Source organism: Franconibacter helveticus LMG 23732, assembly GCF_000463115.2.
Classification (GTDB): Bacteria; Pseudomonadota; Gammaproteobacteria; order Enterobacterales; family Enterobacteriaceae; genus Franconibacter; species Franconibacter helveticus.
Genome location: NZ_AWFX01000029.1, coordinates 38577 through 62044, shown reverse-complemented (window position 1 = coordinate 62044; position 23468 = coordinate 38577). Strand labels below are relative to the sequence as shown.

Annotated in this window: 24 protein-coding genes; 14 read left to right on the top strand and 10 right to left on the bottom strand. The window is 55.8% G+C overall.

The features are described 5' to 3' along the window. The first annotated feature begins 16 nt into the window (after window positions 1-16). The 10 genes from fliJ to rcsA all read left to right on the top strand — a co-directional run bounded on the left by fliJ (window position 17) and on the right by rcsA (window position 6897). Complete coding sequence (gene fliJ, locus DW56_RS08800) at window positions 17-460, top strand: flagellar export protein FliJ (RefSeq protein WP_024553757.1); 444 nt, start codon at window positions 17-19, stop codon at window positions 458-460. Further along, a complete protein-coding gene (locus DW56_RS08795) occupies window positions 457-1695 on the top strand; it encodes a flagellar hook-length control protein FliK (RefSeq protein WP_024553756.1) in 1239 nt (412 codons plus the stop codon). The genes fliJ and DW56_RS08795 overlap by 4 nt, the downstream gene beginning before the upstream one ends. A 104-nt stretch (window positions 1696-1799) precedes the next feature. Then, window positions 1800-2267: a flagellar basal body-associated protein FliL gene (fliL, locus tag DW56_RS08790; RefSeq protein WP_024553755.1), complete on the top strand. Its 468-nt coding sequence runs from the start codon at window positions 1800-1802 to the stop codon at window positions 2265-2267. Between the two features lie 4 nt (window positions 2268-2271). Continuing rightward, window positions 2272-3273: a flagellar motor switch protein FliM gene (fliM, locus tag DW56_RS08785; protein ID WP_024553754.1), complete on the top strand. Its 1002-nt coding sequence runs from the start codon at window positions 2272-2274 to the stop codon at window positions 3271-3273. Continuing rightward, entirely contained in the window at window positions 3270-3731 is a 462-nt protein-coding gene (gene fliN, locus DW56_RS08780; RefSeq protein ID WP_024553753.1) for a flagellar motor switch protein FliN, read from the top strand. The genes fliM and fliN overlap by 4 nt, the downstream gene beginning before the upstream one ends. Then, window positions 3731-4108 carry a flagellar biosynthetic protein FliO gene (gene fliO, locus DW56_RS08775; protein WP_024553752.1) on the top strand — a complete coding sequence of 126 codons (378 nt, stop codon included), beginning with the start codon at window positions 3731-3733 and terminating at the stop codon, window positions 4106-4108. Before fliN ends, fliO begins: the two co-directional genes overlap by 1 nt. After that, window positions 4108-4845 carry a flagellar type III secretion system pore protein FliP gene (fliP, locus tag DW56_RS08770; RefSeq protein WP_024553751.1) on the top strand — a complete coding sequence of 246 codons (738 nt, stop codon included), beginning with the start codon at window positions 4108-4110 and terminating at the stop codon, window positions 4843-4845. The genes fliO and fliP overlap by 1 nt, the downstream gene beginning before the upstream one ends. An 11-nt stretch (window positions 4846-4856) precedes the next feature. Then, window positions 4857-5126 (top strand): flagellar biosynthesis protein FliQ, encoded by a 270-nt coding sequence (fliQ, locus tag DW56_RS08765; protein ID WP_024553750.1) that lies wholly within the window; start codon window positions 4857-4859, stop codon window positions 5124-5126. Window positions 5127-5137: 11 nt separating this feature from the next. Further along, on the top strand, window positions 5138-5926 hold the full coding sequence (fliR, locus tag DW56_RS08760) for a flagellar biosynthetic protein FliR (protein WP_024553749.1): 789 nt from the start codon (window positions 5138-5140) through the stop codon (window positions 5924-5926). Between the two features lie 347 nt (window positions 5927-6273). Further along, the gene (gene rcsA / locus DW56_RS08755; RefSeq protein WP_024553748.1) at window positions 6274-6897 is read left to right on the top strand and encodes a transcriptional regulator RcsA; all 624 of its coding nucleotides are present in this window, start codon (window positions 6274-6276) and stop codon (window positions 6895-6897) included. A gap of 116 nt (window positions 6898-7013) precedes the next feature. Here rcsA and dsrB read toward each other — a convergent pair whose 3' ends face one another. Continuing rightward, window positions 7014-7202: a protein DsrB gene (dsrB, locus tag DW56_RS08750; RefSeq protein ID WP_024553747.1), complete on the bottom strand. Its 189-nt coding sequence runs from the start codon at window positions 7200-7202 to the stop codon at window positions 7014-7016. Window positions 7203-7321: 119 nt separating this feature from the next. Here dsrB and yodD point away from each other — a divergent pair, with 119 nt between their 5' ends. Further along, window positions 7322-7555 (top strand): YodD family peroxide/acid resistance protein, encoded by a 234-nt coding sequence (gene yodD, locus DW56_RS08745; protein WP_024553746.1) that lies wholly within the window; start codon window positions 7322-7324, stop codon window positions 7553-7555. Window positions 7556-7890: 335 nt separating this feature from the next. Then, complete coding sequence (locus DW56_RS08740; RefSeq protein ID WP_024553745.1) at window positions 7891-8712, top strand: mannosyl-3-phosphoglycerate phosphatase-related protein; 822 nt, start codon at window positions 7891-7893, stop codon at window positions 8710-8712. A gap of 7 nt (window positions 8713-8719) precedes the next feature. Here the strand turns inward: DW56_RS08740 and dgcQ are convergent, their stop codons facing one another. The 3 genes from dgcQ to DW56_RS08725 all read right to left on the bottom strand — a co-directional run bounded on the left by dgcQ (window position 8720) and on the right by DW56_RS08725 (window position 11706). Beyond that, window positions 8720-10381, bottom strand: coding sequence for a cellulose biosynthesis regulator diguanylate cyclase DgcQ (dgcQ, locus tag DW56_RS08735; protein WP_029697264.1), 1662 nt, complete (start codon window positions 10379-10381; stop codon window positions 8720-8722). A 137-nt stretch (window positions 10382-10518) separates the two neighbouring features. Further along, window positions 10519-10701, bottom strand: coding sequence for a YodC family protein (locus tag DW56_RS08730; RefSeq protein WP_024553743.1), 183 nt, complete (start codon window positions 10699-10701; stop codon window positions 10519-10521). A gap of 90 nt (window positions 10702-10791) precedes the next feature. Further along, on the bottom strand, window positions 10792-11706 hold the full coding sequence (locus DW56_RS08725; RefSeq protein WP_024553742.1) for a DUF808 domain-containing protein: 915 nt from the start codon (window positions 11704-11706) through the stop codon (window positions 10792-10794). 175 nt (window positions 11707-11881) lie between these two features. Here DW56_RS08725 and yedA point away from each other — a divergent pair, with 175 nt between their 5' ends. Further along, a complete protein-coding gene (yedA, locus tag DW56_RS08720; protein WP_024553741.1) occupies window positions 11882-12793 on the top strand; it encodes a drug/metabolite exporter YedA in 912 nt (303 codons plus the stop codon). Between the two features lie 2 nt (window positions 12794-12795). Here the strand turns inward: yedA and DW56_RS08715 are convergent, their stop codons facing one another. Genes DW56_RS08715 through DW56_RS08705 form a run of 3 tightly spaced genes read right to left on the bottom strand, consistent with a single transcriptional unit; the run spans window position 12796 to window position 15456 of the window. Beyond that, complete coding sequence (locus tag DW56_RS08715; RefSeq protein ID WP_024553740.1) at window positions 12796-13290, bottom strand: very short patch repair endonuclease; 495 nt, start codon at window positions 13288-13290, stop codon at window positions 12796-12798. A gap of 4 nt (window positions 13291-13294) precedes the next feature. Continuing rightward, window positions 13295-14698: a DNA cytosine methyltransferase gene (locus DW56_RS08710; protein WP_035889768.1), complete on the bottom strand. Its 1404-nt coding sequence runs from the start codon at window positions 14696-14698 to the stop codon at window positions 13295-13297. Between the two features lie 59 nt (window positions 14699-14757). Then, window positions 14758-15456, bottom strand: a complete 699-nt coding sequence (locus DW56_RS08705) for a phosphohydrolase (RefSeq protein WP_024553739.1) — start codon at window positions 15454-15456, stop codon at window positions 14758-14760. Window positions 15457-16032: 576 nt separating this feature from the next. Between DW56_RS08705 and ompC the strand changes: the two genes are divergently transcribed. Beyond that, window positions 16033-17160 carry a porin OmpC gene (gene ompC, locus DW56_RS08700; protein ID WP_024553738.1) on the top strand — a complete coding sequence of 376 codons (1128 nt, stop codon included), beginning with the start codon at window positions 16033-16035 and terminating at the stop codon, window positions 17158-17160. 75 nt (window positions 17161-17235) lie between these two features. Here ompC and DW56_RS08695 read toward each other — a convergent pair whose 3' ends face one another. From DW56_RS08695 to nfrB, 3 genes are read right to left on the bottom strand one after another with little or no spacing between them, the layout of a single operon-like run. Further along, window positions 17236-18129, bottom strand: coding sequence for a DUF4434 family protein (locus tag DW56_RS08695; protein ID WP_029697262.1), 894 nt, complete (start codon window positions 18127-18129; stop codon window positions 17236-17238). Next, window positions 18130-21102 (bottom strand): phage receptor, encoded by a 2973-nt coding sequence (locus DW56_RS08690; protein ID WP_024553736.1) that lies wholly within the window; start codon window positions 21100-21102, stop codon window positions 18130-18132. Beyond that, window positions 21099-23327, bottom strand: a complete 2229-nt coding sequence (gene nfrB, locus DW56_RS08685; protein WP_024553735.1) for a cyclic di-3',5'-guanylate-activated glycosyltransferase NfrB — start codon at window positions 23325-23327, stop codon at window positions 21099-21101. Before nfrB ends, DW56_RS08690 begins: the two co-directional genes overlap by 4 nt. Between the last annotated feature and the right edge of the window lie 141 nt (window positions 23328-23468).

The following is a 23468-nucleotide window of genomic DNA, read 5'->3' as shown; positions in this document are numbered from 1 at the left end:
GATAAGGGAGACGGTAATGAAACAAAACGGAGCGCTGAACACGCTTAAGGAACTGGCGGAAAAAGAGGTTGAAAACGCGGCGCTGCGCCTTGGCGAAATGCGTCGCGGCTGCAAGCAGGCAGAAGACCAGCTCACCATGCTGATGAACTACCAGCTTGAATACAGCAACAGCCTGAACCAGAACATGAGCCAGGGCATCGCCAGCAACCGGTGGCAAAACTACCAGCAGTTTATCTCTACGCTGGAGAAAGCCATTGAGCAGCATCGCCAACAGCTCAGCCAGTGGAACAACAAAGTCGAGCAGGCGCTGACCTTCTGGCGTGAGAAAAAACAGCGGCTCCAGGCATGGGAGACGTTGCAGGAGCGGCATACCAGCGCCGCGCTGCTGGCGGAAAACCGCCTTGACCAGAAAAAGATGGATGAATTTGCCCAGCGGGCATCAATGAGGAAAGGCGAATGATTACGTTGCCAACCGTAGCACTTACTGGCGAAGCCGATGCGGTCACCGGCGCATTCGGCGCAAAAGGCGGCGATGCCGCACAGGATTTTCTCGCGCTGCTGAGCCAGCGTCTGGGCGGCGAACTGCCGCGCGCCGACGGCAACACCGTAACGCTGGCGCAGCTGGCTGCGGATGCGAAAGCACCGCTTCCGGCGGGTTTGGACACAGCCTCACTGCCTGCGGATGCCAGCCTGGAAAGCCTGATGGCGAAACTTCTGCCCGGCGCGACGGGTGAAGAAGCGGCATCGCTTACTGAAACCCGCGTTACGGACGCAGAAGCCAACAGCGACGACAACGCCCTGAGCAAGCCGCTTAGCGATGAAGATCTCAGCGCGCTGAGCGCGCTGTTCGCCATGCTGCCGCAAACGCCTGCCCTTGCCCAGGCGGCGAAAGCGCCAGCCGAAGCGTCGGAAAACGCCATTACGCTTAATGCCGCCGCAATGGGCGCCGCACAGCTTGCGATGCCTGCCGCCGCGCCAGCCAGCAGCACGGTGAAGGCAGAGGCGAAAACTAACGACACCGCTAAGGCGGATAATGGCCGTGACGCTCGGACTGACCCGCTAAACCTTAGCGCCGCCAGCGCCGAAGCGGTGAAAACCGCAACGGCCGCAGCCGTAACGCCTGTGCAGAACAGCGAAAAAAGCTTTAACGACGGCAACAGCACGCATGCGCTTACCGCCCTGAGCCACGCTTCCGCCGCCGCGCTGAATAACACCACCCAGACCGCCGCCGCCACGGCCGCCTCCGCGCCGCAAATCACCGCGCCGCTCGGCACGCCAGCCTGGGAGCAGTCTGTCAGCCAGCATGTCACGCTCTTTACCCGTCAGGGCCAGCAGAGCGCTGAGCTGCATCTTCACCCGGAAGAGCTGGGCGCCGTGCAAATCAGTCTGAAAATTGACGACAACACCGCGCAGCTGCAAATGATTTCGCCGCACAGCCATGTTCGCGCGGCGCTGGAAGCCGCTCTGCCAACCCTGCGCGCGCAGCTGGCGGAAAACGGCATTCAGCTCGGCCAGAGCAACATCAGCAGCGACAGCTCCGCTTCCGGCCAGCAGCAGGCGAACCAGCAGCAACAGCAGGGTTCCGGCGGCCGTAGCGGCTTTAGCTTCGCCAGTGCGGAAGAGGAAGCCACGCTTGCTCCGGTTAGCCTGCAAGCCGCCGCGCGCGGCAATAATGCGGTCGATATCTTTGCCTAACGCAAAAGGTAGCGGGAATAAACACGTCTTTTCCTGGCTTTGACTTTAGGCAAGGGCGGGATAATTAGAAAATAAGCCGTACCGATACAGGAAACCTGAGTCAGATGACTGACAGCGCTATCACCAAAAGCCGCAAACGCTCCATCTGGATCCCGTTGCTGGTTCTTATTACTCTCGCCGCCTGTGCGACGGCGGGTTACAGCTACTGGCGCATGCAGCAGCAGCCTGCGAGCGCCGCCAAAGCAGAGCCGGAACCGCCGCCGGCGCCGGTCTTCTTCGCGCTCGATACCTTTACGGTGAACCTGGGCGACGCTGACCGCGTGCTTTATATCGGCGTTACGCTGCGTCTGAAAGACGAAGCTTCGCGCCAGCGCATTAATGAATACCTGCCGGAAGTTCGCAGCCGTCTGCTGCTGCTCTTCTCGCGTCAGGATGCGAATACGCTCGCCACCGACGAAGGCAAACAGAAGCTGGTCGCCGCGATTAAAGAGACGCTGGCGCCGCCGCTGGTGACCGGTCAGCCGCAGCAGGTTGTTACCGACGTGTTGTACACTGCCTTTATTCTGCGGTAACCCCATGGGCGATAGCATTCTTTCCCAGGCCGAAATCGACGCGCTGTTAAACGGCGACAGCGAACAAAGCACGGAGCAGAAGGTCTCTTCGAGCGAAGGCGACGTTCGCCCCTACGATCCGAATACCCAGCGCCGCGTAGTGCGTGAACGCCTCCAGGCGCTGGAGATCATTAACGAGCGTTTCGCCCGTCAGTTCCGTATGGGGCTGTTTAACCTGCTGCGCCGCAGCCCGGACATTACCGTGGGGGCGATTCGCATTCAGCCCTACCACGAGTTCGCCCGTAACCTGCCGGTGCCGACGAACCTTAACCTGATTCACCTGAAACCGCTGCGCGGCACAGGGCTGGTGGTGTTCTCCCCAAGCCTGGTGTTTATTGCGGTGGACAACCTGTTCGGCGGCGACGGACGCTTTCCGACCAAAGTGGAAGGGCGCGAGTTCACCCATACCGAACAGCGCGTGATTATGCGCATGCTGAAGCTGGCGCTCGAGTCCTACAGCGACGCGTGGAAGGCGATTAACCCGCTGGACGTTGAGTACGTGCGTTCCGAAATGCAGGTGAAATTCACCAATATCACCACCTCGCCGAACGACATCGTGGTCAATACGCCGTTCCATGTGGAAATCGGCAACCTGACCGGCGAGTTTAATATTTGCCTGCCGTTCAGCATGATTGAACCGCTGCGCGAGCTGCTGGTGAACCCGCCGCTGGAAAACTCCCGTCAGGAAGACCAGAACTGGCGCGATACCCTGGTGCGCCAGGTGCAGCACTCCGAGCTGGAATTGATAGCAAACTTCGCTGAAATCCCGCTGCGGTTATCCAAAATACTCAAACTTAAACCGGGCGATGTGCTGCCTATTGATAAGCCGGACCGCATTCTGGCGCACGTCGACGGCGTACCGGTGCTGACCAGCCAGTACGGCACCGTGCAGGGACAGTACGCACTGCGCGTTGAACATTTGATCAACCCTATTTTGAATTCGCTGAATGAGGAACAGCCCAAATGAGTGACATCAACAAACCGTCCGACGACAACGCAGGCATGGACGATCTGTGGGCTGACGCATTGAACGAACAAAAAAGCTCAGGCGGTTCAGCAGACGATCTGTGGGCTGATGCGCTGAGCGAGCAAAAAATCGCGGGCAAAAGCGCGGCCGACAGCGTCTTTCGCGCGCTCGAAGGCGGCGACGTGACCGGCGCGCTCCAGGATATCAACCTGATCATGGATATCCCGGTAAAACTGACCGTCGAGCTTGGCCGCACCCGCATGACCATTAAAGAGCTGCTGCGCCTGACGCAGGGGTCGGTGGTCGCGCTCGATGGCCTGGCTGGCGAGCCGCTGGATATTCTTATCAACGGTTACCTGATTGCCCAGGGCGAAGTGGTGGTCGTTGCGGATAAATATGGCGTGCGTATTACCGATATCATCACGCCTTCTGAACGTATGCGTCGTCTGAGCCGCTAATGAAAACCACCGCCACGATGAGCCAGCCTCTGCCCTCCGCGGGTTCATCGCTTATCCAGGTGAGCGGCGCGCTGACGCTTATCATTTTGGTGATTTTACTGGCGGCATGGGTCGCCAGACGCTTTGGTTTTGCGCCGAAGCACAGCGGCAACCGCGAGCTGAAACTCAGCAGCAGCATAAGCCTCGGCAACCGCGAAAAAGTGGTGATTGTCGATGTCGAAGACGCCCGGTTAGTACTGGGCGTAACGGCGAGCCAGATTACTCACCTTCATACGCTGCCGCCAAAAGCGGCGACGGAAGAAGCTGCCGCTCCGGCCCCCGGCGCGGATTTTCAACAACTGATGAAAACGTTGCTTAAGCGCAACGGGAGAAAGTAATGCGTCGTTGGGTTTATCTCTCGTTGAGCGCGCTCAGCCTTTTCGCCGCGCCAGCGATGGCGCAACTGCCGGGTCTGGTGAGCCAGCCGCTGGCGGGCGGCGGTCAGAGCTGGTCGCTGCCGGTACAGACGCTGGTGTTTATCACCTCGCTGACCTTCCTGCCTGCCGTGCTGCTGATGATGACGAGCTTCACGCGCATCATTATCGTTTTCGGCCTGCTGCGTAACGCGCTCGGCACCCCTTCGGCGCCGCCGAATCAGGTACTGCTGGGGCTGGCGCTGTTTTTAACCTTTTTTATTATGTCGCCGGTGCTCGATAAGATTTACACCGACGCGTACCAGCCGTTCAGCGAAAACAAAATTTCCATGGAAGTGGCGCTGGAAAAAGGCGCGCAGCCGCTGCGCGAGTTTATGCTGCGTCAAACCCGCGAAGCGGATCTGGCGCTCTTCGCTCGCCTGGCGAAAACGCCGGATATGGCCGGACCGGAAGCGGTGCCGATGCGCATTCTGCTGCCCGCCTATGTCACCAGCGAACTTAAAACCGCCTTCCAGATTGGCTTTACGGTTTTTATCCCGTTCCTGCTTATCGACCTGGTGGTCGCCAGCGTGCTGATGGCGCTCGGGATGATGATGGTGCCGCCTGCGACTATCGCCCTGCCCTTTAAGCTCATGCTGTTTGTGCTGGTGGATGGCTGGCAATTGCTGGTCGGCTCGCTCGCCCAGAGCTTTTACAGTTAAGAGAGGATGCCATGACGCCAGAATCGGTCATGATGATGGGCACCGAGGCGATGAAAGTCGCCCTCGCCCTTGCCGCCCCGCTGCTGCTGGTGGCGCTGGTCACAGGTTTGATTATCAGCATCCTTCAGGCGGCTACCCAGATAAACGAGATGACGCTTTCGTTTATCCCGAAAATTCTCGCTGTGTTCGTCACCATGGTGGTGGCGGGCCCCTGGATGCTCAATCTGCTGCTTGATTACGTGCGCACGCTCTTCAATAACCTGCCGTATATGATCGGCTGACGGGGTATCGGGTGCTCCATTTCACAAGCGATCAGTGGCTTCAGTACCTGAACCTCTATTTCTGGCCGCTTCTGCGCGTGCTGGCGCTTATCTCTACGGCCCCCGTTCTGAGCGAGCGCAGCATCAGCAACCGGGTAAAAATCGGCCTAGCGCTGCTGATTACCCTGGTCATTGCGCCGACGCTGCCTGCGACGCAGGTGCCGATTTTCTCCGCCCAGGGGTTCTGGCTGGCGCTGCAACAAATTCTTATCGGCATTGCGCTGGGCTTTACCATGCAATTCGCCTTTGCCGCCGTGCGCACCGCTGGCGAGATTATCGGCCTGCAAATGGGCCTTTCCTTCGCCACCTTCTTCGATCCCGCCAGCCACCTCAATATGCCGGTACTGGCGCGCCTGCTGGATATGCTGGCGATGCTGCTGTTTTTAACCTTTAACGGCCATTTGTGGCTGATTTCTATCCTGGCGGACACGTTTCACACGCTGCCCCTTAGCGGCGAGCCGCTTAACAGCAATGCGTTTATGGCGCTGGCGCGCGCTGGCGGGCTTATTTTTATCAATGGACTGATGCTGGCGCTGCCGCTGGTCACGCTTTTGTTAACGCTTAATCTCGCGCTTGGTTTATTAAACCGCATGTCGCCGCAGCTCTCTGTATTTGTGATTGGCTTTCCCGTTACGCTTTCTGTAGGGATGATGGTCATTATTGCGCTTATGCCGCTTATCGCGCCATTTTGCGAACATTTATTCGGTGAAGTATTCAATTTACTTTCCGAAATTGTCAGCGAAATACCCGCCAATAATTAACCATGAAAACTAAATGGCCTTTTGAGGATAATCCTAAAAAGGAAAATATATTTTCCCGCTGAGCTAAAGCGCAGCGGGGAATTAAAGATTCTACTCCGCTCACAACTCGCAACATTTACTTTACTTTAAGAACAATCCTGGCAAATTATACCTAACTTTACGGGATAGTGGGTCCGCCTGAATGACTTCCCTGACGCTGTTCCAGGTCGTCCGGCCTGCTTACCGAATGTTGCTTATGCACTTTTTATCTCGTAATTGCTGGTCTTCTTTGAACGGCGGTCGTTCTCAGGCTGGTGGTAAAGCAATCGTTGTGCTTTAACGGATAACGCGTTTAGTGAGGGTATGCTATGTCAACGATTATTATGGATTTATGCAGCTACACGCGGCTTGGTCTAACCGGCTACCTTGCCAGCCGGGGCGTCAGGAAGCGGCAAGTGTGCCATGTCGAAACGGTTGAAGCGCTGGAAGAAGCGTGCCAGAGCAGACAGCCTCATGTGGTATTTATTAACGAAGACTGTTTTATTCATGATGCGCCAAGCAGTCTGCAAATAAAGCAAATCATTAATCAAAATCCCGGTACGTTATTTATTGTGTTTATGGCGATTGCCAACCTGCATTTTGATGAATATCTCCGGGTGCGTAAAAATTTACTGATTAGTTCGAAGTCGATTAAACCAGAATCGCTGGACAGCATTCTTGGCGAATATCTGGCAAAAGATATGCAGTGCATCAGCCATATTAATTTGCCTACACTTTCGTTAAGCCGTACTGAATCAAGTATGTTACGAATGTGGATGTCGGGACAAGGTACGATACAAATTTCCGACCAGATGAATATTAAAGCAAAAACCGTTTCATCACATAAAGGCAATATCAAACGCAAAATCAAAACACATAATAAGCAAGTTATTTATCATGTCGTGCGTTTGACCGATAATGTGACAAACGGCATTTTCGTTAATATGCGCTAAACCGCTTCTGTACCCTACACGCTATTTTTCGCTCAGGCTCTGGCCTGGCACAACGCGACACGCTTGCAAGGGCTTACGCCCAACAGCAAACCGCCCTCCTGAGAGGGCAGCGTTGCTTAGTCCGCTTTTTCGACAAAGATGCCGTCCGGGTGGCCTTTTTCATTAAAGAACCAGATGCCCATCGGATAGTCCTCCAGCGATACCAGATACATCGTTCCTTCGTTGAATTCTTCAATCGCCAGCACAACACCCGGGCGACGCGGGCCCCCGTCCGTTTTCACCGTAACCCGATCGTTGATGTTCATACTTGCTCCTCTTGTTTCTCTTCGTGCCAGTTTAGAACAAAAAGCGCCGCCGGTGCGATATTTAGCCGCGCTGGCGAGCGTCTATACTTAACAGGATGCACAACCGGAGGGTGACGGCGATGAAAACGACGAAGCCAGAAAGCGACAGCGCGCATCGCGATGTCGGGGTGGATGTGGATGCGTTGCTGGCTGCCATCAATGAAATCAGTGAAAGCGAGGTAAAACGGGTAGATGGCAGCGATGACCCGCAACGCGTCAGCGTGGACGGGCGCGATTACCACACTTACACCGAGCTTGCCGAAGCGTTCGAACTTGATATCCAGGATTTCAGAGCCAGCGAACTAAACCGCTGAAATAAAAAATCCCGGCCTGGGGAGGCCGGGATAAACTTGCGAATGCAAGAAGCACGTAAAATTCGTTACACCAGGAAATCTGATGTCGGCCACCACCATATAGGCAATTTTTTTGCATGACAAGGATATATTTAGGCGGCAAATAGTTCGTTTCTACTATTCAGCATAGTGATTATCACGCCAGGCCTTGCCGCGGGCTGTTAGTCTGGAAACGATCCCAGACATTCAAAAAAATGCCTGCAAAAAATTTAAGACTATTCCTGGCAGGCGCGTTGTTTATGCTTAGCGGAGCGCTTTTAGCCAGATGCGCTTTCTCAACAATATAAGGAGCCGACATGCCGCAACTCTCGCTTAACGATGCCCTGCTGGTGGTCACCGACCTCGACGGCACGCTGCTTGACCCGCATACCCACGAATGGGAAGCCGCGCAGTCATGGCTGACGCAGTTGATTAAGCATCAGATCCCCGTCGTGCTTTCCAGCAGCAAAACATCAGCGGAAATTATCACTATGCAGCAAGAGATGGGGCTAACCGGCTTGCCTTTTATCGCTGAAAACGGCGCGGTCATTCAGCTGGATGAAAGCTGGAGCGATGCCCCTCACTTTCCGCGCATGCGGTGTGGAACCGATCATGAAGCGATACTTATCGTTATCGAGAAGTTACGGCAGCAACATGGCTACAAGCTGTTTAGCTTTGACGACGTGGATGATAAAAACATTGCGGACTGGACCGGCCTTAGCCCAAAAATGGCGGCGCTGGCGCGGCTTCTGGAAGCGTCGCAAACCCTTATCTGGCGAGATACTGACGAACGGCTTGCCGCGTTTGAAAAACAGCTTAACGAGACTGGCCTGGTGCTACAGGAAGGCGGTCGCTTCTGGCACGTGCTGGATGCCCAGTGCAGCAAAGGCGAAGCGATTAACTGGCTGAAATCGCAATACCAGCAGCGGGAAGGAAAACGGCGCGTGACGCTGGGCCTGGGCGATGGTCCTAACGACGCTTCGCTGCTGGATAATGTGGATTACGCCGTGGTCGTAAAAGGATTAAGCCGCCACGGCGTAATCCTTAAACACGATGATCCGCAGCGAGTTTACCGCACGCAGGCAGCGGGGCCAGAAGGCTGGCGCGAAGGGCTGGACCACTTCATCGGGCGTGAATGACATATTGTCATTCGTGGGCGCAAACGCGATTGCGTCCACTCTGCTTCGCCCGGTAAAGCCTGCCGTCTGCTACCGACTGCAACAGTTCGAAATCATAATTTCCCTCTTCTTTCGCGCCGCTAACGCCAAGCGAACCGCTTATGCGCAGCGTCTTGTTTTGCGCCACCAGAATTTCTCGGGCGTTGAGCCTTGCACGGATACGTTCGGCGACGCGCTCAGCCTCAGCAACGGTGGCGCCCGGCAGCATGATGCAAAACTCCTCGCCCCCTACCCTGCCGGCAATATCCTGCGCTCTGAGCGTCTGGCTCACCAGAACCGCCGCATGGGAGAGCACCCGGTCGCCCGCCTGATGGCCAAACCTGTCGTTAATACTTTTAAAGTTATCGAGATCGAGCTGAATAACGGCGTAGGGTTCATTTTGTTCGTGACAGCGCAGGGCCGCTTTCTTTGCCCGCTCAAAAAAAGCGCCCCGGTTGAAAAGCCGGGTCAGGGTATCGTACCAGGCGCGCCATTGCAGGTGATTTTGCATCTGGTACATGCTGCGCACCATCCGGCGGATAATCACCCATGAAAAAATCAGCATGCCGGTAAAAAGCAGCCACAGCAGCGCCAGCACCAGCGTGATTTTGCCAAACTCGCCTTTGGCGCTTTGCGACAGCGTATCCACCCGCACCAGCACCCCGTCGAAATAACGTAAACGCGCCCAGCTGATGAAACGGGTGCCCAGCCGGTAATCGCCTTCCGTCGCGTGTTTCATCATGCCGGCAAGCTTCGCTTTTTGTTCGGCGGTTAACAAATGCGCCCGGTTAACGGTGGAACGCGTGGCCGCAATCACCTGGAAGCGGGAATCATAAAGCACGACATCGGCATCGTGATCTTCCTGAAGCGACTCCAGTAAGAATTGCGTCATCGCATCGACGGTAAAATCCATCGCCAGCACGCCGTACCAGCGCTGTTCATAATCCAGCGGCACACTGGCGGTCAGCGAACGGGTGGCGTGATGAACAGGGGACTGACTGTGCGTCCAGCGCACCGCGCGAGAAGGGTTATTGCGTTTCGCATGAGCAGAAAAATAGGGATGGTTGACCAGGCGGTGATAGTGGCTGCGAATGCGCGCCTCTTCCTGCTCCTGCGCCCGCGGGCTTAAATAAAAACCGGCGCGGGAGGTATAAAAGAGATGGCGCTGCAACCCAGGGTCTGCGCTTGCGCTGTCCAAAAGATAGCTAAACTCGGAAGCCGCCGACAGTTCCCGGTTCAGCCAGGCATCTTCTCTTGTGAGAAAGGCGTTCTGCTCAACATAAGCGTCCGATACGCCGCGCAAAGGAACGCCGCGTTGGTTATTTACGTTGAGTAGCCAGCCCTCGTTGTTACGCTGCGTCGAAAAGGTTTGCAGCGCGTCATCGGAGGGTTTGATAACGGGCACCGCCAGCGCCTCTTCCATCGCGGCGCGGTAAAACAGCAATCTGTCGACGCCATACTGCAAATGCCTGTCGAGCGCGGCGGCGATAGTGTCGAGGCTATTGCGCTGGCTTGAGAGATACGCATTTTCCAGCACCGCCAGTTCGCGCCAGGTCAGGAGCGTGGAACAGAGCAGAACGATGGTGAAACAGAGGTTCACGACCCGAATGGGATGACGAAAGCGGACTGGACTGAATTTCTTTTCTGACACCAGCAGGCTCCCTGCATCGACAGGCTATTCCCGGTTCATGAGCTTTATCTGGCTTATTTTACCGGATAGCGCCCTCTTTGCATCCTGCCGCATGCGCAAACCTGACAATAACGCCCGGCGCTGACCGGGCGTTTTCGTTAACGGCGTTCTTCACGCATCCGCTTTTCACCAGGAATTAATTCCTCTTCGCGGAAAGCTTCCCGCTGCACGCCGTAGCCGTCATACCAGCGGCACTCTACCATGCCGCTGGAATAGCCGGTGACGACCATGCTCGGGCCGCCGTTTTTACGTTTTACTGCATCGCTGACCAAAAAGACCATACCTGCCTCCTTTTCAGGGGTGAAATCTTTTACAAGATAGTAAAAGAACGCAGGAATTGCCGGACGCGAAGCGTGTAAACCAGAAAATTCTCAGTGTGCCGTTTTACCCCGTAAGCGGTTAATCCCTTTTACCACGGCCAGAACCACCGCGCCGACGATAAAACCCAGCACCAGGTTCATCAGGGTAGGCACAATCGCAGCGGCAAGATCGCCGCCCTGTTCCGCCCAGTGTTCGATCGCGTGATGCACGGGCGTAAAGCCGTGCACCACAATGCCCCCGCCCACCAGAAACATCGCCAGCGTGCCCAGTACCGACAGCGCTTTCATCAGCCACGGCGCGGTCACCAGCAGCCCTTTGCCGATAGCCTGCGCAAGTGTTGATGTTTTATCGGAAAGCCAGTATCCCAGATCGTCAAGCTTTACAATAATGCCGACTATCCCATAGACGCCGACAGTCACCACAATGGCGATACCCGCCAGCACCAGCACCTGATTCATCAGCGGCGCTTGCGCCACGATGCCAAGGGTGATGGCGACAATCTCAGCCGAAAGAATAAAGTCGGTGCGAATCGCGCCTTTGACTTTGTCGCGCTCGAAGACTTTAGGATCCTGGCGCGAAATAGCTTCCAGCCTCTGCTGACGGGCTTCGGGCGTCTCCTTATGTTTGCGCGCTTCAATGCTGTGCAGCACTTTTTCCACGCCCTCATAACACAGAAACGCCCCGCCAACCATCAGCAGCGGCGTGATAGCCCAGGGGGCGAAGGCGCTGATAATGAGCGCCAGCGGCACCAGGATCAGCTTATTGAGAAACGATCCTTTCGCCACGCTCCAGACCACGGGCAATTCGCGGTTAGCGCGAACCCCGCTGACCTGTTGGGCATTCAAAGAAAGGTCATCGCCCAGCACACCGGCGGTCTTCTTTGCCGCCAGTTTACCCATCATTGAGATGTCATCCAGCAGCGTGGCGATATCATCCAGCAGCGTTAAAAGACTACTTCCAGCCAAAATAGTTATCCTTAGTTTTGCAATCGAAAAGGTAAGTATGGAACAAAAGCCTGAGCGCGGAAAATTCTCCATAAAATCAACAAAAAATTCACCAAAAATAAACAATTAAAAACCTCGCCTCGGCAATCGTTTTCGCGTTCACTATAAGGGTTCTTTATTAATGTCGTGAGGGAGTATGCGTTTCGCCAAAGTTCTGCCGCTACTGGGCGCGCTTTTTGCGCTTTATATCATCTGGGGTTCCACCTACTTTGCTATCGCTATCGGCGTGAAAAGCTGGCCGCCATTTATGATGGCCGGGGTCCGCTTTTTATCAGCAGGCGTTCTGCTTATGGCTTTTTTACTGCTGACCGGCCACAAGCTGCCCGCGCGTCGGCCATTGCTTAACGCGGCGCTGATCGGCGTGCTGCTGCTGGCGGTGGGAAACGGATTTGTTACCGTAGCGGAGCACCAGCACGTTCCTTCCGGCATCGCCGCCGTGATGGTGGCGACCGTGCCGCTGTTTACGCTGGTTTTCAGCCGCCTGTTTGGCCTGCCGACGCGCAAGCTGGAGTGGTTCGGCATCGCCATCGGCCTTGCGGGCATCGTGCTGCTGAACAGCGGCGGCAACCTGAATGGCAACCCCTGGGGAGCGCTGCTGATTTTAATCGGCTCGCTCAGCTGGGCGTTCGGCTCGGTCTATGGTTCGCGCATTGAACTTCCCACCGGCATGATGGCGGGCGCCGTTGAGATGCTTTCCGCAGGCATCGTGCTGATGGCCGCCTCTTTGCTGAGCGGTGAAAAGCTGACGGCGATGCCGGATCTCTCCGGTTTCCTCGCCGTGGGCTACCTGGCGATTTTTGGTTCGGTTATCGCCATCAACGCTTACATGTACCTTATTCGCAACGTTTCGCCCGCCATTGCCACAAGCTATGCCTACGTAAACCCGGTGGTCGCGGTATTGCTCGGAACCGGCTTTGGCGGCGAAAACCTCTCTCCGGTGGAGTGGCTGGCGCTGGGGATTATTATTCTGGCGGTACTGCTGGTTACCGTGGGGAAATATCTGCTGCCGGTAAAGCCGACAGTGGTGGCGTGTGAGGTGGAGAAATAGTCTCAGGCGGGCGGCGCTGGCCGCTCGCGCTCAAGGGCATGGATGCCAAGGGTATCGATTTCCGCCCGCAGGCCGCCGCTGCAAATCCACTCCTCCAGCCTTTCGCGAAGCGCGTCGTCCGCAAGCTTCGCCCGGCCCCGCAGGGCGCACTCCCAGACCACCAGCACCCGCCAGCCTTCATCGAGCAGCTGTGAAATGTCCCGCCGGTCGCGTTCCACGTTTTTGCCGATTTTGTCGAGCCAGAAATCAGTCCGGGTGGCGGGCACTTTGAAGAGATAGCAGTCGTGATGATGCCAGAAGCAGCCGTGGGTAAAGATAATGCAGCGGTATTCGTCAAGAATGAAATCGGGCTTGCCGGCAAGCGAGGCGTCCTGCACCCGAAAGGCAAAGCCCGCTTCGCCAAGCAGGCTGGCCAGACGCTTTTCAATGGCGGTGTCGCGCGTGGCGATGGCGCGCATGTTTTTACTGCGTATCGCTTTGCTGTGCACATCCGCCATAGGGTTACTCCTGTCGCTGTTTTACCGCCTGCAAAATACGGGGACGAAGCAGTTGCGCTACCGCCGCGAAAACAGGCACGACGACCGAATTGCCGAACTGGCGGTAAGCCTGTGTATCAGAAACCGGGATGCGAAAGCGGTGTTCATGCGGCTGTTCAAAACCCATCAGGCGCGCGCATTCGCGCGGCGTTAAGCGGCGCGGCCGACGCGCCTGGTTCTGCGGGTGATCAAACTCTTCTTCACCGAGCGGTTTATCCCAGCCCCGGTCGACAAGAATTTCCGCGCCATCTTTGTAATAGCGGGCGGAAAGCGTTCGCGCCACGCTCTGCGGATTAAGCGGGTCAACCAGGCCAAAACCAAAGCCATTGCCTTTCGCCTGATGCTTTTGCGCGTAACGATAAAGATATTTCCACAGCGTTGGCGTCAGCACATAGCGGGCATCGACGGTGGGGTCGAGCAGTTCGCCAAAAGCGGGGCGCCGGGCGGGATAAAAAGCAGGTAAATCGCGCAGACTAAAACCATCATGAAGATGCAAGTCGCGGCGAAAACCTACCAGCACAATGCGCTCACGGTGCTGCGGCAAAAAATGACGGCCATCGATGATTTTCGGGTCGCCCTTGCCCATCTCGTTTGCGTCCGCCACTTCATAACCCAGCTCATCCAGGGTTTCCATGATAATGCGGAAGGTTTTACCTTTATCGTGGCTCTTGAGGTTCTTCACGTTTTCCAGCACGAAGATGGCCGGACGCTTCGCGGCGATAATGCGCGCCACGTCAAAAAAAAGCGTGCCCTGGGTTTCACACGCGAAACCATGGGCGCGGCCCAGCGCGTTTTTCTTCGACACGCCCGCCAGCGAAAAGGGCTGGCAGGGAAAACCGGCCAGCAGCACGTCGTGGTCGGGCAAGGTGGCCTGAATATGCGCGGCGGCGTCATCATCATTAACATCAGCGCGGTGGCTTAATGTTACATCGCGAATATCTTCGTTGAACCGGTGCGCCTGAGGGTCGCAATACCAGTTCGCTTTATAGGTGCGAACGGCGTGTTTGTTCCATTCGCTGGTGAAAACGCACTGTCCGCCGATAGCTTCAAAACCGCTGCGAATGCCGCCGATGCCAGCAAAAAGATCGATAAAACGAAAAGCATAATCGGGGTGATGTTTCGGCGGCTGCGGCAGCAACGCTTCGAGCGAAGCCTGTTCGCGCGGCGTCAGGCGCGAACATTGCGCTTCGCGCGTAAGCTCGCGTTTCAGTATGGCCCGGCTCCAGGTCTTATCGCCGACCTCGTTGAGCCGCGCCACCAGCGTTTTGACGTCGTAAATCTCAAGTAATTGCGACAGCAAAGGATGCCTGACGAGGGAGAGATCGCCCTCGTCAATAACAAGTTGATTTTCCAGCATTGCGTTAGCCATACAGAACGAATATCTGACAGAGTAACACAAAACAGACCGCCGGGGCGGCCTGTGCGTCTTCAGGGCAACAGTCTGCTGAAGCGGCGCAAGACCTCGTCATCCAGCTGGCGATATTCGCCTTTCAGCTCGGCGCAAAGTTTCGCCATATAGTGTACGAGGAAATCGGCGTTGTAATGCGCAAGCGCCCTGCCCGCCTCGGTCTGCATGGTGTCCGGAAGGGTAAGCAGCTTTTTCTGGAAATGGTCGAGCGCCCACGTTACGTCGTCTAAGTCTCGGTGCATTGCCAGCGGATCGTCGCCATCGAACAGCGCGCGCCCTAAAGCGCCTGATGTATAAAAAACTCGTGCCAGACCTATCGCGCCTAACGATTCCAGCCGGTCCGCGTCCTGCACAATTTTCGCTTCCAGCGTCTGGGGGGCGATACCGGCGCTAAAACTGTGCGCCTGGACGGCATGAGCGACGCCGTCATAAAGCGCGTGCGGAAAATCAGGAAAATGTTCGGCCAGAATAGCCAGCGTTTGCTGGGCGGCGCGGGTAGAGGCCAGATGACGTTCAGGGTGATTTTTCGGCAGGTTCACAACATCATGAAAATAACAGGCGGCCAGCACGACCAGCCGGTCCGCCTCGCTTCCTTGCATGATCTGCTGCGCGGTTTTCCAGACGCGGCGAAAATGCGCCACGTCATGCGCTTTGTCATCCTGTAACCAGCTCTGGTTGAACCAGGCCTCGAACCGCTCTTGCCAGTGGGATAAGGTCATAAGTACTCCTGATTGCGCTGCGGGCCCGTTTACTATTTGTAACGCAGATCACAAGATTAGCAAGACGTAGCCTGCGCCCTTGCTTCGCCCGGCGCGACTATTGACATTCAACCAGCCGGGCCGCGTTCCGGTGCGAGCCCGGCCAGGGTATCAGAGACGCCTGCCGATCCTGAAGCAGTTTTGTTGCAATAGTGTTACCAACCGCAACGTTATTAAGCCTGTCGCGTTTGTACGCCTTCGCCGTTCCGGACAAGCAAGAAGACGAACCTATTTAGGGCAGTTGCCCTGTGTTGAGGACGCTACGCAGCAATCCGTTAAAGGCTAAAAAGCGATAAAAACTGCAAGCCGTGAATCTGTTTACGCTTGCGGCATAATAAATGCGAAGCTCAATAATAGATTCAATTAATGCTTAGATATATTAAATACAAAATTAATATATATTTTCTCCTAATTAACCATCGCTTCCATGCTGCCTCACAGAATCTTTTTCAGATACCCGCGCTTTTATGGATAGAATCTTTTCGGCATTTAATTGCCATGTTATTCATGAAATTTATGATTATAAGGATATTGATAATGAAAAGAAAAGTTCTGGCATTGCTCGTCCCCGCGTTATTAGTGGCTGGCGCTACTCACGCTGCTGAAATTTATAATAAAAACAGCAATAAACTGGATCTCTTTGGCAAAGTCGACGCGCGTCATACTTTCTCCGACAACCCGGGAGACGATGGCGACGGCACTTATATGGAGTTTGGTTTTAAAGGCGAAACGCAAATCTCCAGCGAACTGACCGGCTATGGTTTGTGGAATTACAAAATCATGGCCAATAATGTTGAGAACAACAACACGTCTTATAACAAGCTTGCTTACGCAGGCCTGAAATATGGCGAATACGGCTCCTTTGACTACGGCCGTAATTATGGCGTGATTTATGACGTTGAAGCCTGGACGGATATGCTGCCGGTCTTTGGCGGCGACTCTTACACGTATCATGATAACTACATGATTGGTCGCGGCAACGGTATGGCGACCTACCGCAACACCGATTTCTTCGGTCTGGTAGACGGCTGGAATTTCGCATTGCAGTACCAGGGCAACAACGAAAACGAAGGCAATGGCAACGAAGGTACCGGCAACGGCCATGACGACCTCGCCAACCAGAATGGCGACGGTTTCGGTCTTTCTACCTCTTATGATTTTGGTTCAGGCTTCGCGGCAACTGCGGCATACTCCACTGCCGACCGTACTACCGAGCAGGTTAATTCCAGCCGTAATAACGGTATTGTCGCAGGCGGCGAGCGCGCTGAAGCCTGGGCAACCGGTCTGAAATATGACGCCAATAATATCTACCTGGCGGCTACGTATGCCGAAACCCGTAATACGACGCCGTATGGCGACGCTGGCGGCATTGCCAACAAAACCCAGAACATTGAAATCGTTGCGCAGTATCAGTTCGATTTCGGCCTGCGTCCGTCACTCGCTTTCCTGCAATCTAAAGGCAATGACCTGCGTTACGGCGGCGAATATACCGATAAAGACCTGGTTAAATATGCTGACGTAGGCGCTTCCTGGTACCTGAATAAAAACTTCCTGACCTATGTTGATTACAAAATCAACCTGCTGGATGAAGACGATAACTTCTACCGCAACAACGGCATGGCGACCGATGACATTCTTGGCGTCGGCATGGTTTATCAGTTCTGATTTACTCTGCGTTTTTTCAAGCCCGCTTTATGCGGGCTTTTTTATTGCCGGTAAAACCAGATGGTTAGCCAGGCGCTAATCGTGACGCAGAATGTTTTCCGCTGCCGGTAAATATCTCAGCGAGAAATAAAAACGGTCTTTGGCGCAGGGCGAGTGCATTTTCAGCAGCGACTCAATTTGCCTGCGCGGTTTTGGCCGCGCGCTGAAAACGCGGCCAGGGTTCGCTGTAAAAATCTCATAGACAATACCGCTGGCAGACGCTGTTGCTTCACACCCGGCGCTGCGGTTTATGTAAATCTCGCGCTGCGCCGCACTCAGCTTGCCGGTACCGCCGCCATCCTGCACCAGAACCTTAACGCCGGTGTTTTTGATCCCGGCGAGTAGCTGGTTATATCCCTCCGGCGACATGTTGCCGGCAAAAAAGCTGCTGATATATACCGGCTTATCCGCAACGGAGGTAAGCAAGCGATGGGCGTCACGCAGCCATGTCAGCATCGGCACGCGGGCGGCCTGCTCACGCCAGTTATGATCGTCGATTTCGGCGCTGATGTACCAGCCGTCGGGCTTAAAACCAGGCTGTTGCGTCCACAGCTTTGCCTGCGCCAGATCCTGCGCCAGCAGACGGTTCAGGTAATTGGCCAGCGCCGCTGGCGGCTGCTTCTGACGGTTAAAAAAATCGGGGTCAGCATACAATCCCAGAATGACTTTCAGGCCAGCCTGCTGCGCCGCCTGCGCTTTTTTAACTAAGGGCGCGCGCGCTTTCTCATCCTGGAACGCCTCGCCATAGCGCGTCCACTGGATAACCACTGTGTCAAACTGCTGCTGGCGCAGCGTCTGCATTAATGACAGCCACTGCGCGTCGCTGACCGCATTATCACGAAGCTGCGGCTGCCAGAAAATGCCCTGCATCGCGAAGGATGGCGCGCTAAACAGGATAAGCGCGAGTAAACAAGAGAATAGCCGGATCATTTACCAGTGGACTCCCAGAGTAATGAAGGCATTGTTACGCTCGCCTGCATGCTGGTTAACGGTTTTCAGGGTGCGCTGATATTCAAGCCCCAGGCTGATTTTGTGCGGCCAGGCGTCATAACCTGTTTCGCCGGTCCAGATATTCCAGCGCACGCCCACGCCGCCGGTTTGCGCGCCCCGCGTTTCGCCGTCACGATAGCCATTGGCTTGCAGGTGCCCATAAGGCTCCAGCGTCTGCCCGTGCGCTACCTTCTGGTGCCAGCTGATGCGGTAATCCGCAGTCCACGCCTGAATGTCCTGACGGACATACTGCGCGCCATCGAGATAAAGGTTATTCGCGAACCAGCCAGCACCGGCCGGGTGCCATTCATCGCTAAAACGGCCATTATTGAAAAAAGAGGCGCTGGCGCGCAGCAATGTATCCGCTTCGCCGTGATGCTTATCGAGCGGCGCCTGCTGTTCAACGGCGAGGAAGAAAACGGTGTCGCGTAAGGGCTTCCAGCGCACGCCTGCGCCGAGCATCGGATTTTTCACCGGCATTGCCACGCCAGAACCTGCCGTGTCGGCAAAGAGGCGGCTGTAGACCGAAAGTAAATCTCCCTCGATCAACTGATTCCGCCCAAGCCTGTACTCGGCTTCAAACTGGCCATAGCTGCGATAACTTTTTCCCGGTGATGCGCCATTAACCGCGTTATTCGCTGAATTTACGGCGCCCGACCGCAGCCCGAGCGTGCTGTCAAAGCTAAAGCTCCAGCGGCGGGCGATATCTTCATGCAACCGTCGGAAAGCGAATCGCTGTTGGGTTTGCTCAGCCGACAGTGGTCTAATTTCCGCTTCGTTATCGATGTCATCCACCGCCTGGCGGGCGTAATGCCTGGTTGCGGCTACATCATCCAGCCGCTGGCTGACATAAGCAAGCTGGCGGATAAGCGCCGGGTCGTCCGGCATCGCTTTCAGCGCCAGCTCAAGCTCTACGCGCGATGCCTCTGCCTCACCCTCATCCCACAATGCATACCCGAGCGCAGCCCGGCTTGTGGCGTTGTGCGGGTTGATCGCCAGCGCCTGGCGTAAATCGTCCACCGCCGCAGGCGTGTTGCCCGTCTCACGGTAGAGCTGCGCGCGCAAAACATAAGCGCGCTCAGAGGGCGCAATCGCCAGCGCGCGGTTTACATCAGCAAGCGCCTTTTCCGGCTCTTGCGGCAAATAACGCTGCGCATGCAGCCACCAGTAATTTTCACTGTTATCCATTCCGCGTTTTTGCGCCTCCTGTAGCCACGAAGCGACGCTCTGGCTCTCGCCTGCCGCCTGCGCTGTATTGGCGGCGGCGATCAGGTCTTCGTTGCGCATCTCCACAAGGGGAAGTGTTTTCCAGGCGCGCATGGCGGCGGCGTAATCCTGGGCCTGGTAAGCCTGATACGCGACGGCCCGATGGCGCCAGCTATCCGGCGCACGCGCCTGCGCCTGCTGCGCGGCATAAAGCGCCATACCGGGCACGTCGTCACGGTAACAGGCGGCAAGCTGGCTCCACGCGGCGGCATCATACGAAGGCGATAAATCCCCCAGAAGCTTGCGCACCGACGCGCAGTTTTCAGCAAGCCAGGGCAGCTGGCTTTGCAGTTGCCGCTGGCGAAAAGAGGCTAACGGCTGCGACAGCTTCGCCTTTTGCGCTGCCGTCGCCCAGTTCGGGTGAGCCCGCAGCAAGCCGATAAGCCGCCCTGTTAACGCCTCAGCCGCTTCTTCATCGCCCGGGAAAGGGTAAGCCTGCACTAAAATATGCGCCGCTTCCTGGTCTTGCCCCGCTTTGATTAGCTGCCAGCTAAGCGTATCCAGACGCTGCAAATTCTGCGGCTGGCTGGCGTAGAGCTGTCGCGCCAGCCGCAGCGTTTCCGGCGTATTGTGGGTTGCCAGGCTCAGCGAATAACGCGCCTGCGGCAAGGCGTTTTCCGGCACGCCGGCGAGCAACTGCCGCGCCGTGCCATACTCTCCCCGCCTGATTAAGCCGGGCAGCGTTTCCCCGGCGATGAAGAGGCGGTTTTCGTTAAACCGCGCGCTGTACTGCGCTAACGCTTTTTCAGGCTGAGCGCTGTAGCGCGACAGCAAATAAAGCCAGCGTTTTTCTTCTTCTGGCGTCTGAAAAACAGGCTGGTGTTGCGCGAGATAGTCTTGCAGGCGCGCGCGCTCTCCTCTTTGCTCAAGCGTGGTCGCGTAAGCAAGGGAATATTCGGGGCTGGTGAATAAGCCCTGCGCTTGACGCGCCTGAAGGCGCTCATCGTTTTTCCCGGCAAGCAATACAGTAAACCATTGCTGCTGCTCTGCCGCGCTTAAGCCGTGCTGCTGCTCGCGCTCGCTGAAAAGCGCATCCGCCACCTCCCACTGGCGCAGGTAGATAGCACGTTGCAAAATAGCGTTTCGCAGCGTTTCACCTTGCGGTGCAGATGCAAATGCCGGGTCCGTAAGCTGCGCCTGCGCCACTTTCAGCTCCCCCAGACGCAGGGCGTTTTGCCCCACCTCGCTGCGACAGCGAACGTCAGGGGCGGCATCGCATTGCTGAAGCTGGGCGTGCAATGCCTTCACCGTCGTGACCGCCATGGGCTCAACCGGTATCGCCGCCAGGCTTTCTTCAAGGCGCTTATCGCCAGGGTGATGTTTTAGCTGTTCCGTCAGTACAGCGTAGGCTTGTTTGTTGTGCCCAAAATGACGAAGCGCTTGCGCCTGATAAAGCGTAAGCGCAACGTTATGCGGCTCGCGCCGGCGCACCTCTGCAAACTCACGCAGCGCGGTTTGCTCATCATTGTTTTTCTGCGCCCTGATCGCCTTTTCAAGGTGCGGATAAATCACAAAATGGCGATAGTCGCTTAGCCCAAGCGCTTCGGCGCTAGTTTCGGTGATCGTCGCCTGCGCCAGCGCGCCGCCGCTTAACGCCGAAGCGATAACCAGGCTCAGCAGGCCGGGCATAAAGATTTTTTTCTTCATGATGCCTGCTCCAGCGCTGCCAGTTGCCGGGCCGTCAGGCCCGCTTCGCCAAGCAGCGCCTGCATTGACAGCTGCAACTCCTGCTGGCGGGTTAGCACGCGCTCCAGCGTTTCCTGGCTTATCACCCCTTCCCTGACCAGAAATGCGCCCAGCGGCAACTCGCTGCGTTCGTGGCGCAGCAGCAATGCATTGATGGCGGAACTGTTGATATGGCCAAGCGTGGTCAGCACTTCAGCAAACAGAAACTGATGAGGCACGAAGCGGCGCCAGATAGCTTCGGATTGCGCCTCGCTCAACCATCCTTTCTTCACCGCTGCCTGCAACAGGCTGCGATCGTCCTGCCCCCGGCGACGGGCGTACCAGTGACGCAAACCGGTGACGACCTGCCCTCTTGGCACAATCACATATTCCACATCACACTTCAGCTTGCGAGAGAGCGCCGCCAGAGAGACGGGATCAATGCCTTGTTCGCTGGCCACCACCATCACGCCCCGCGTTTTTCTCAGCGGCAATATGGCGTAACGCAATGCCACGGTCGCAGGCACGCTTGCGATCAGCGATTCAGGAATGTCCCACGCATCGATGGACTCAGCGCGCACGCCATTCTGTTCCGCCAGCGCTTGCGCCAGCTGGGTTGCGGTAATATAGCCTTGCAGCATGAGCGAGCCGCCAAGATGCAGCCCCGGAATACGGTCGGTCAGGGCCTGCTCAAGCTGCGTTTCCGTGAGGATCTGGCGCGCAATAAGGATCTGGCCCAACGGACGCAGGGCGCGAGTCTCGCCGGTAACGCTTGGAAAATCATGCGTGGTTTTATCCCAGGCGACGCGTCTTGGGTCGCCATGCTGAATAACCTGTCTGATGGCGCGCCAGTTGGCCATAAAGTTGACCAGATTGCCCCAGAAAAGCCGCACGATGGAAAGTAAACCCTGTCCCAGGCCGTAATAGATCGTCACGAAGATAACGCGTTGAATAATGCGGTTCGCCATCAGGGCGAAGTTCACCCACAGCAGCGTGACCAGCCACGGCCCGCCGGTAAAAATAGAGAGGAATTGCCACGCGTCCGGCCAAAGCCGCTGATAGAGCCACAGCGCAACCAGCTGGATCATGATTATCATCGCGGCAAAGCTCAGGAAATTGCTGATAGCGCCTTTTCTGTCGCGCCAGAGGAAATAGTTAAGCGTTGGGCTGTCGCTCCACTTATGGGTTTTGAAGCCCTGAAAAACGATGCCGATTATCCAGCGCGATTTCTGGCGCACGGCAGTGGTGAAAGTGTCCGGGAAATATTCACGCACGCAGATAACGTTTGAAGAGCGTCTGCGTTGCAGAAAACGGCGCGCAGAGTTGTGTTGCGCCTCGTTAACCACAGGAAAGCGAACGAAAATTTCCGTCATGCCCTTCGCCTTGAGGCGAAAGCCGATATCGTAATCTTCCGTAAGGCTCTGAACGTCAAAAGCAATGCCGTCACCATCCGCCAGCAGCGCCATGACGGCGCGACGGCTAAAGCAAGTCCCGACTCCCGCGCTCGGCACCTGCCCGGCAATAGCTTCCCGCACCGGCACGTCTTTACCATGCAGTTCAGCAAACTCATCGATATAAGACATGCTGGTAAAATGATGCCACTCGCGCTCAAACGGATAAACGGGGATCTGAATGAGATCTTTACGTTCGACCAGATAGTTAAAAAGGCGTAATTCAAGCGGTGAAATAACATCTTCCGCATCATGCAAAATAAAACCTGAAAAGGTGAATTTCGCGCTGCGCTCAAACTGCGTTATCGCATCAAGAATATTATTCAGGCAATCCGCTTTACTGGTCGGCCCCGGACGGGCGCAAACCACTTTATGAATATTGGGAAAACGCGCGCAAACTTCATCCACATCCCGCTGGGTATCAGGATCATTAGGATAAGTGCCGACGAAGATATGGTAATTTTCATAATCCAGCGTGGTTGCCGCAAGCTCCGCCATATTGCCAATCACGCCAGTTTCATTCCAGGCGGGCACCATAATAGCCAACGGCTTTTCATCCGGGGAGTAAAGTTCCTGATAACTCATCGGTTTATGGCGGCGATACACCGTAAGGGCGCGGCGCGCTTTGCGAAGCCAGTAAACAATATCGATAAAAATATCGTCCAGGCCGCTGATAAGCATCATTATCGCCAGCGCGATGGCAATATACTTAAGGCCATAAAGGTAGGTAGCAAAAATATCAACCAGACCATTCATAGCGCCGCCATCGTTTTATTCATGCGCTGATGCCTGATGTTGCCCTGGCTGTTTGTTATATTGCAGCTATTCATTATTTGTTAATTCACATTATTGGTTTATTTATGCGGTTAGCATTAACCGTATAAATAATCTGTTTCG

Bases quoted from the DNA above. Each gene is read 5' to 3' on its own strand.
- fliJ (WP_024553757.1), top strand. From the start codon at position 17: ATGAAACAAAACGGAGCGCTGAACACGCTTAAGGAACTGGCGGAAAAA.
- DW56_RS08795 (WP_024553756.1), top strand. From the start codon at position 457: ATGATTACGTTGCCAACCGTAGCACTTACTGGCGAAGCCGATGCGGTC.
- fliL (WP_024553755.1), top strand. From the start codon at position 1,800: ATGACTGACAGCGCTATCACCAAAAGCCGCAAACGCTCCATCTGGATC.
- fliM (WP_024553754.1), top strand. From the start codon at position 2,272: ATGGGCGATAGCATTCTTTCCCAGGCCGAAATCGACGCGCTGTTAAAC.
- fliN (WP_024553753.1), top strand. From the start codon at position 3,270: ATGAGTGACATCAACAAACCGTCCGACGACAACGCAGGCATGGACGAT.
- fliO (WP_024553752.1), top strand. From the start codon at position 3,731: ATGAAAACCACCGCCACGATGAGCCAGCCTCTGCCCTCCGCGGGTTCA.
- fliP (WP_024553751.1), top strand. From the start codon at position 4,108: ATGCGTCGTTGGGTTTATCTCTCGTTGAGCGCGCTCAGCCTTTTCGCC.
- fliQ (WP_024553750.1), top strand. From the start codon at position 4,857: ATGACGCCAGAATCGGTCATGATGATGGGCACCGAGGCGATGAAAGTC.
- rcsA (WP_024553748.1), top strand. From the start codon at position 6,274: ATGTCAACGATTATTATGGATTTATGCAGCTACACGCGGCTTGGTCTA.
- dsrB (WP_024553747.1), bottom strand. From the start codon at position 7,202: ATGAACATCAACGATCGGGTTACGGTGAAAACGGACGGGGGCCCGCGT.
- yodD (WP_024553746.1), top strand. From the start codon at position 7,322: ATGAAAACGACGAAGCCAGAAAGCGACAGCGCGCATCGCGATGTCGGG.
- DW56_RS08740 (WP_024553745.1), top strand. From the start codon at position 7,891: ATGCCGCAACTCTCGCTTAACGATGCCCTGCTGGTGGTCACCGACCTC.
- DW56_RS08730 (WP_024553743.1), bottom strand. From the start codon at position 10,701: ATGGTCTTTTTGGTCAGCGATGCAGTAAAACGTAAAAACGGCGGCCCG.
- yedA (WP_024553741.1), top strand. From the start codon at position 11,882: ATGCGTTTCGCCAAAGTTCTGCCGCTACTGGGCGCGCTTTTTGCGCTT.
- DW56_RS08715 (WP_024553740.1), bottom strand. From the start codon at position 13,290: ATGGCGGATGTGCACAGCAAAGCGATACGCAGTAAAAACATGCGCGCC.
- DW56_RS08710 (WP_035889768.1), bottom strand. From the start codon at position 14,698: ATGGCTAACGCAATGCTGGAAAATCAACTTGTTATTGACGAGGGCGAT.
- DW56_RS08705 (WP_024553739.1), bottom strand. From the start codon at position 15,456: ATGACCTTATCCCACTGGCAAGAGCGGTTCGAGGCCTGGTTCAACCAG.
- ompC (WP_024553738.1), top strand. From the start codon at position 16,033: ATGAAAAGAAAAGTTCTGGCATTGCTCGTCCCCGCGTTATTAGTGGCT.
- DW56_RS08695 (WP_029697262.1), bottom strand. From the start codon at position 18,129: ATGATCCGGCTATTCTCTTGTTTACTCGCGCTTATCCTGTTTAGCGCG.
- DW56_RS08690 (WP_024553736.1), bottom strand. From the start codon at position 21,102: ATGAAGAAAAAAATCTTTATGCCCGGCCTGCTGAGCCTGGTTATCGCT.
- nfrB (WP_024553735.1), bottom strand. From the start codon at position 23,327: ATGAATGGTCTGGTTGATATTTTTGCTACCTACCTTTATGGCCTTAAG.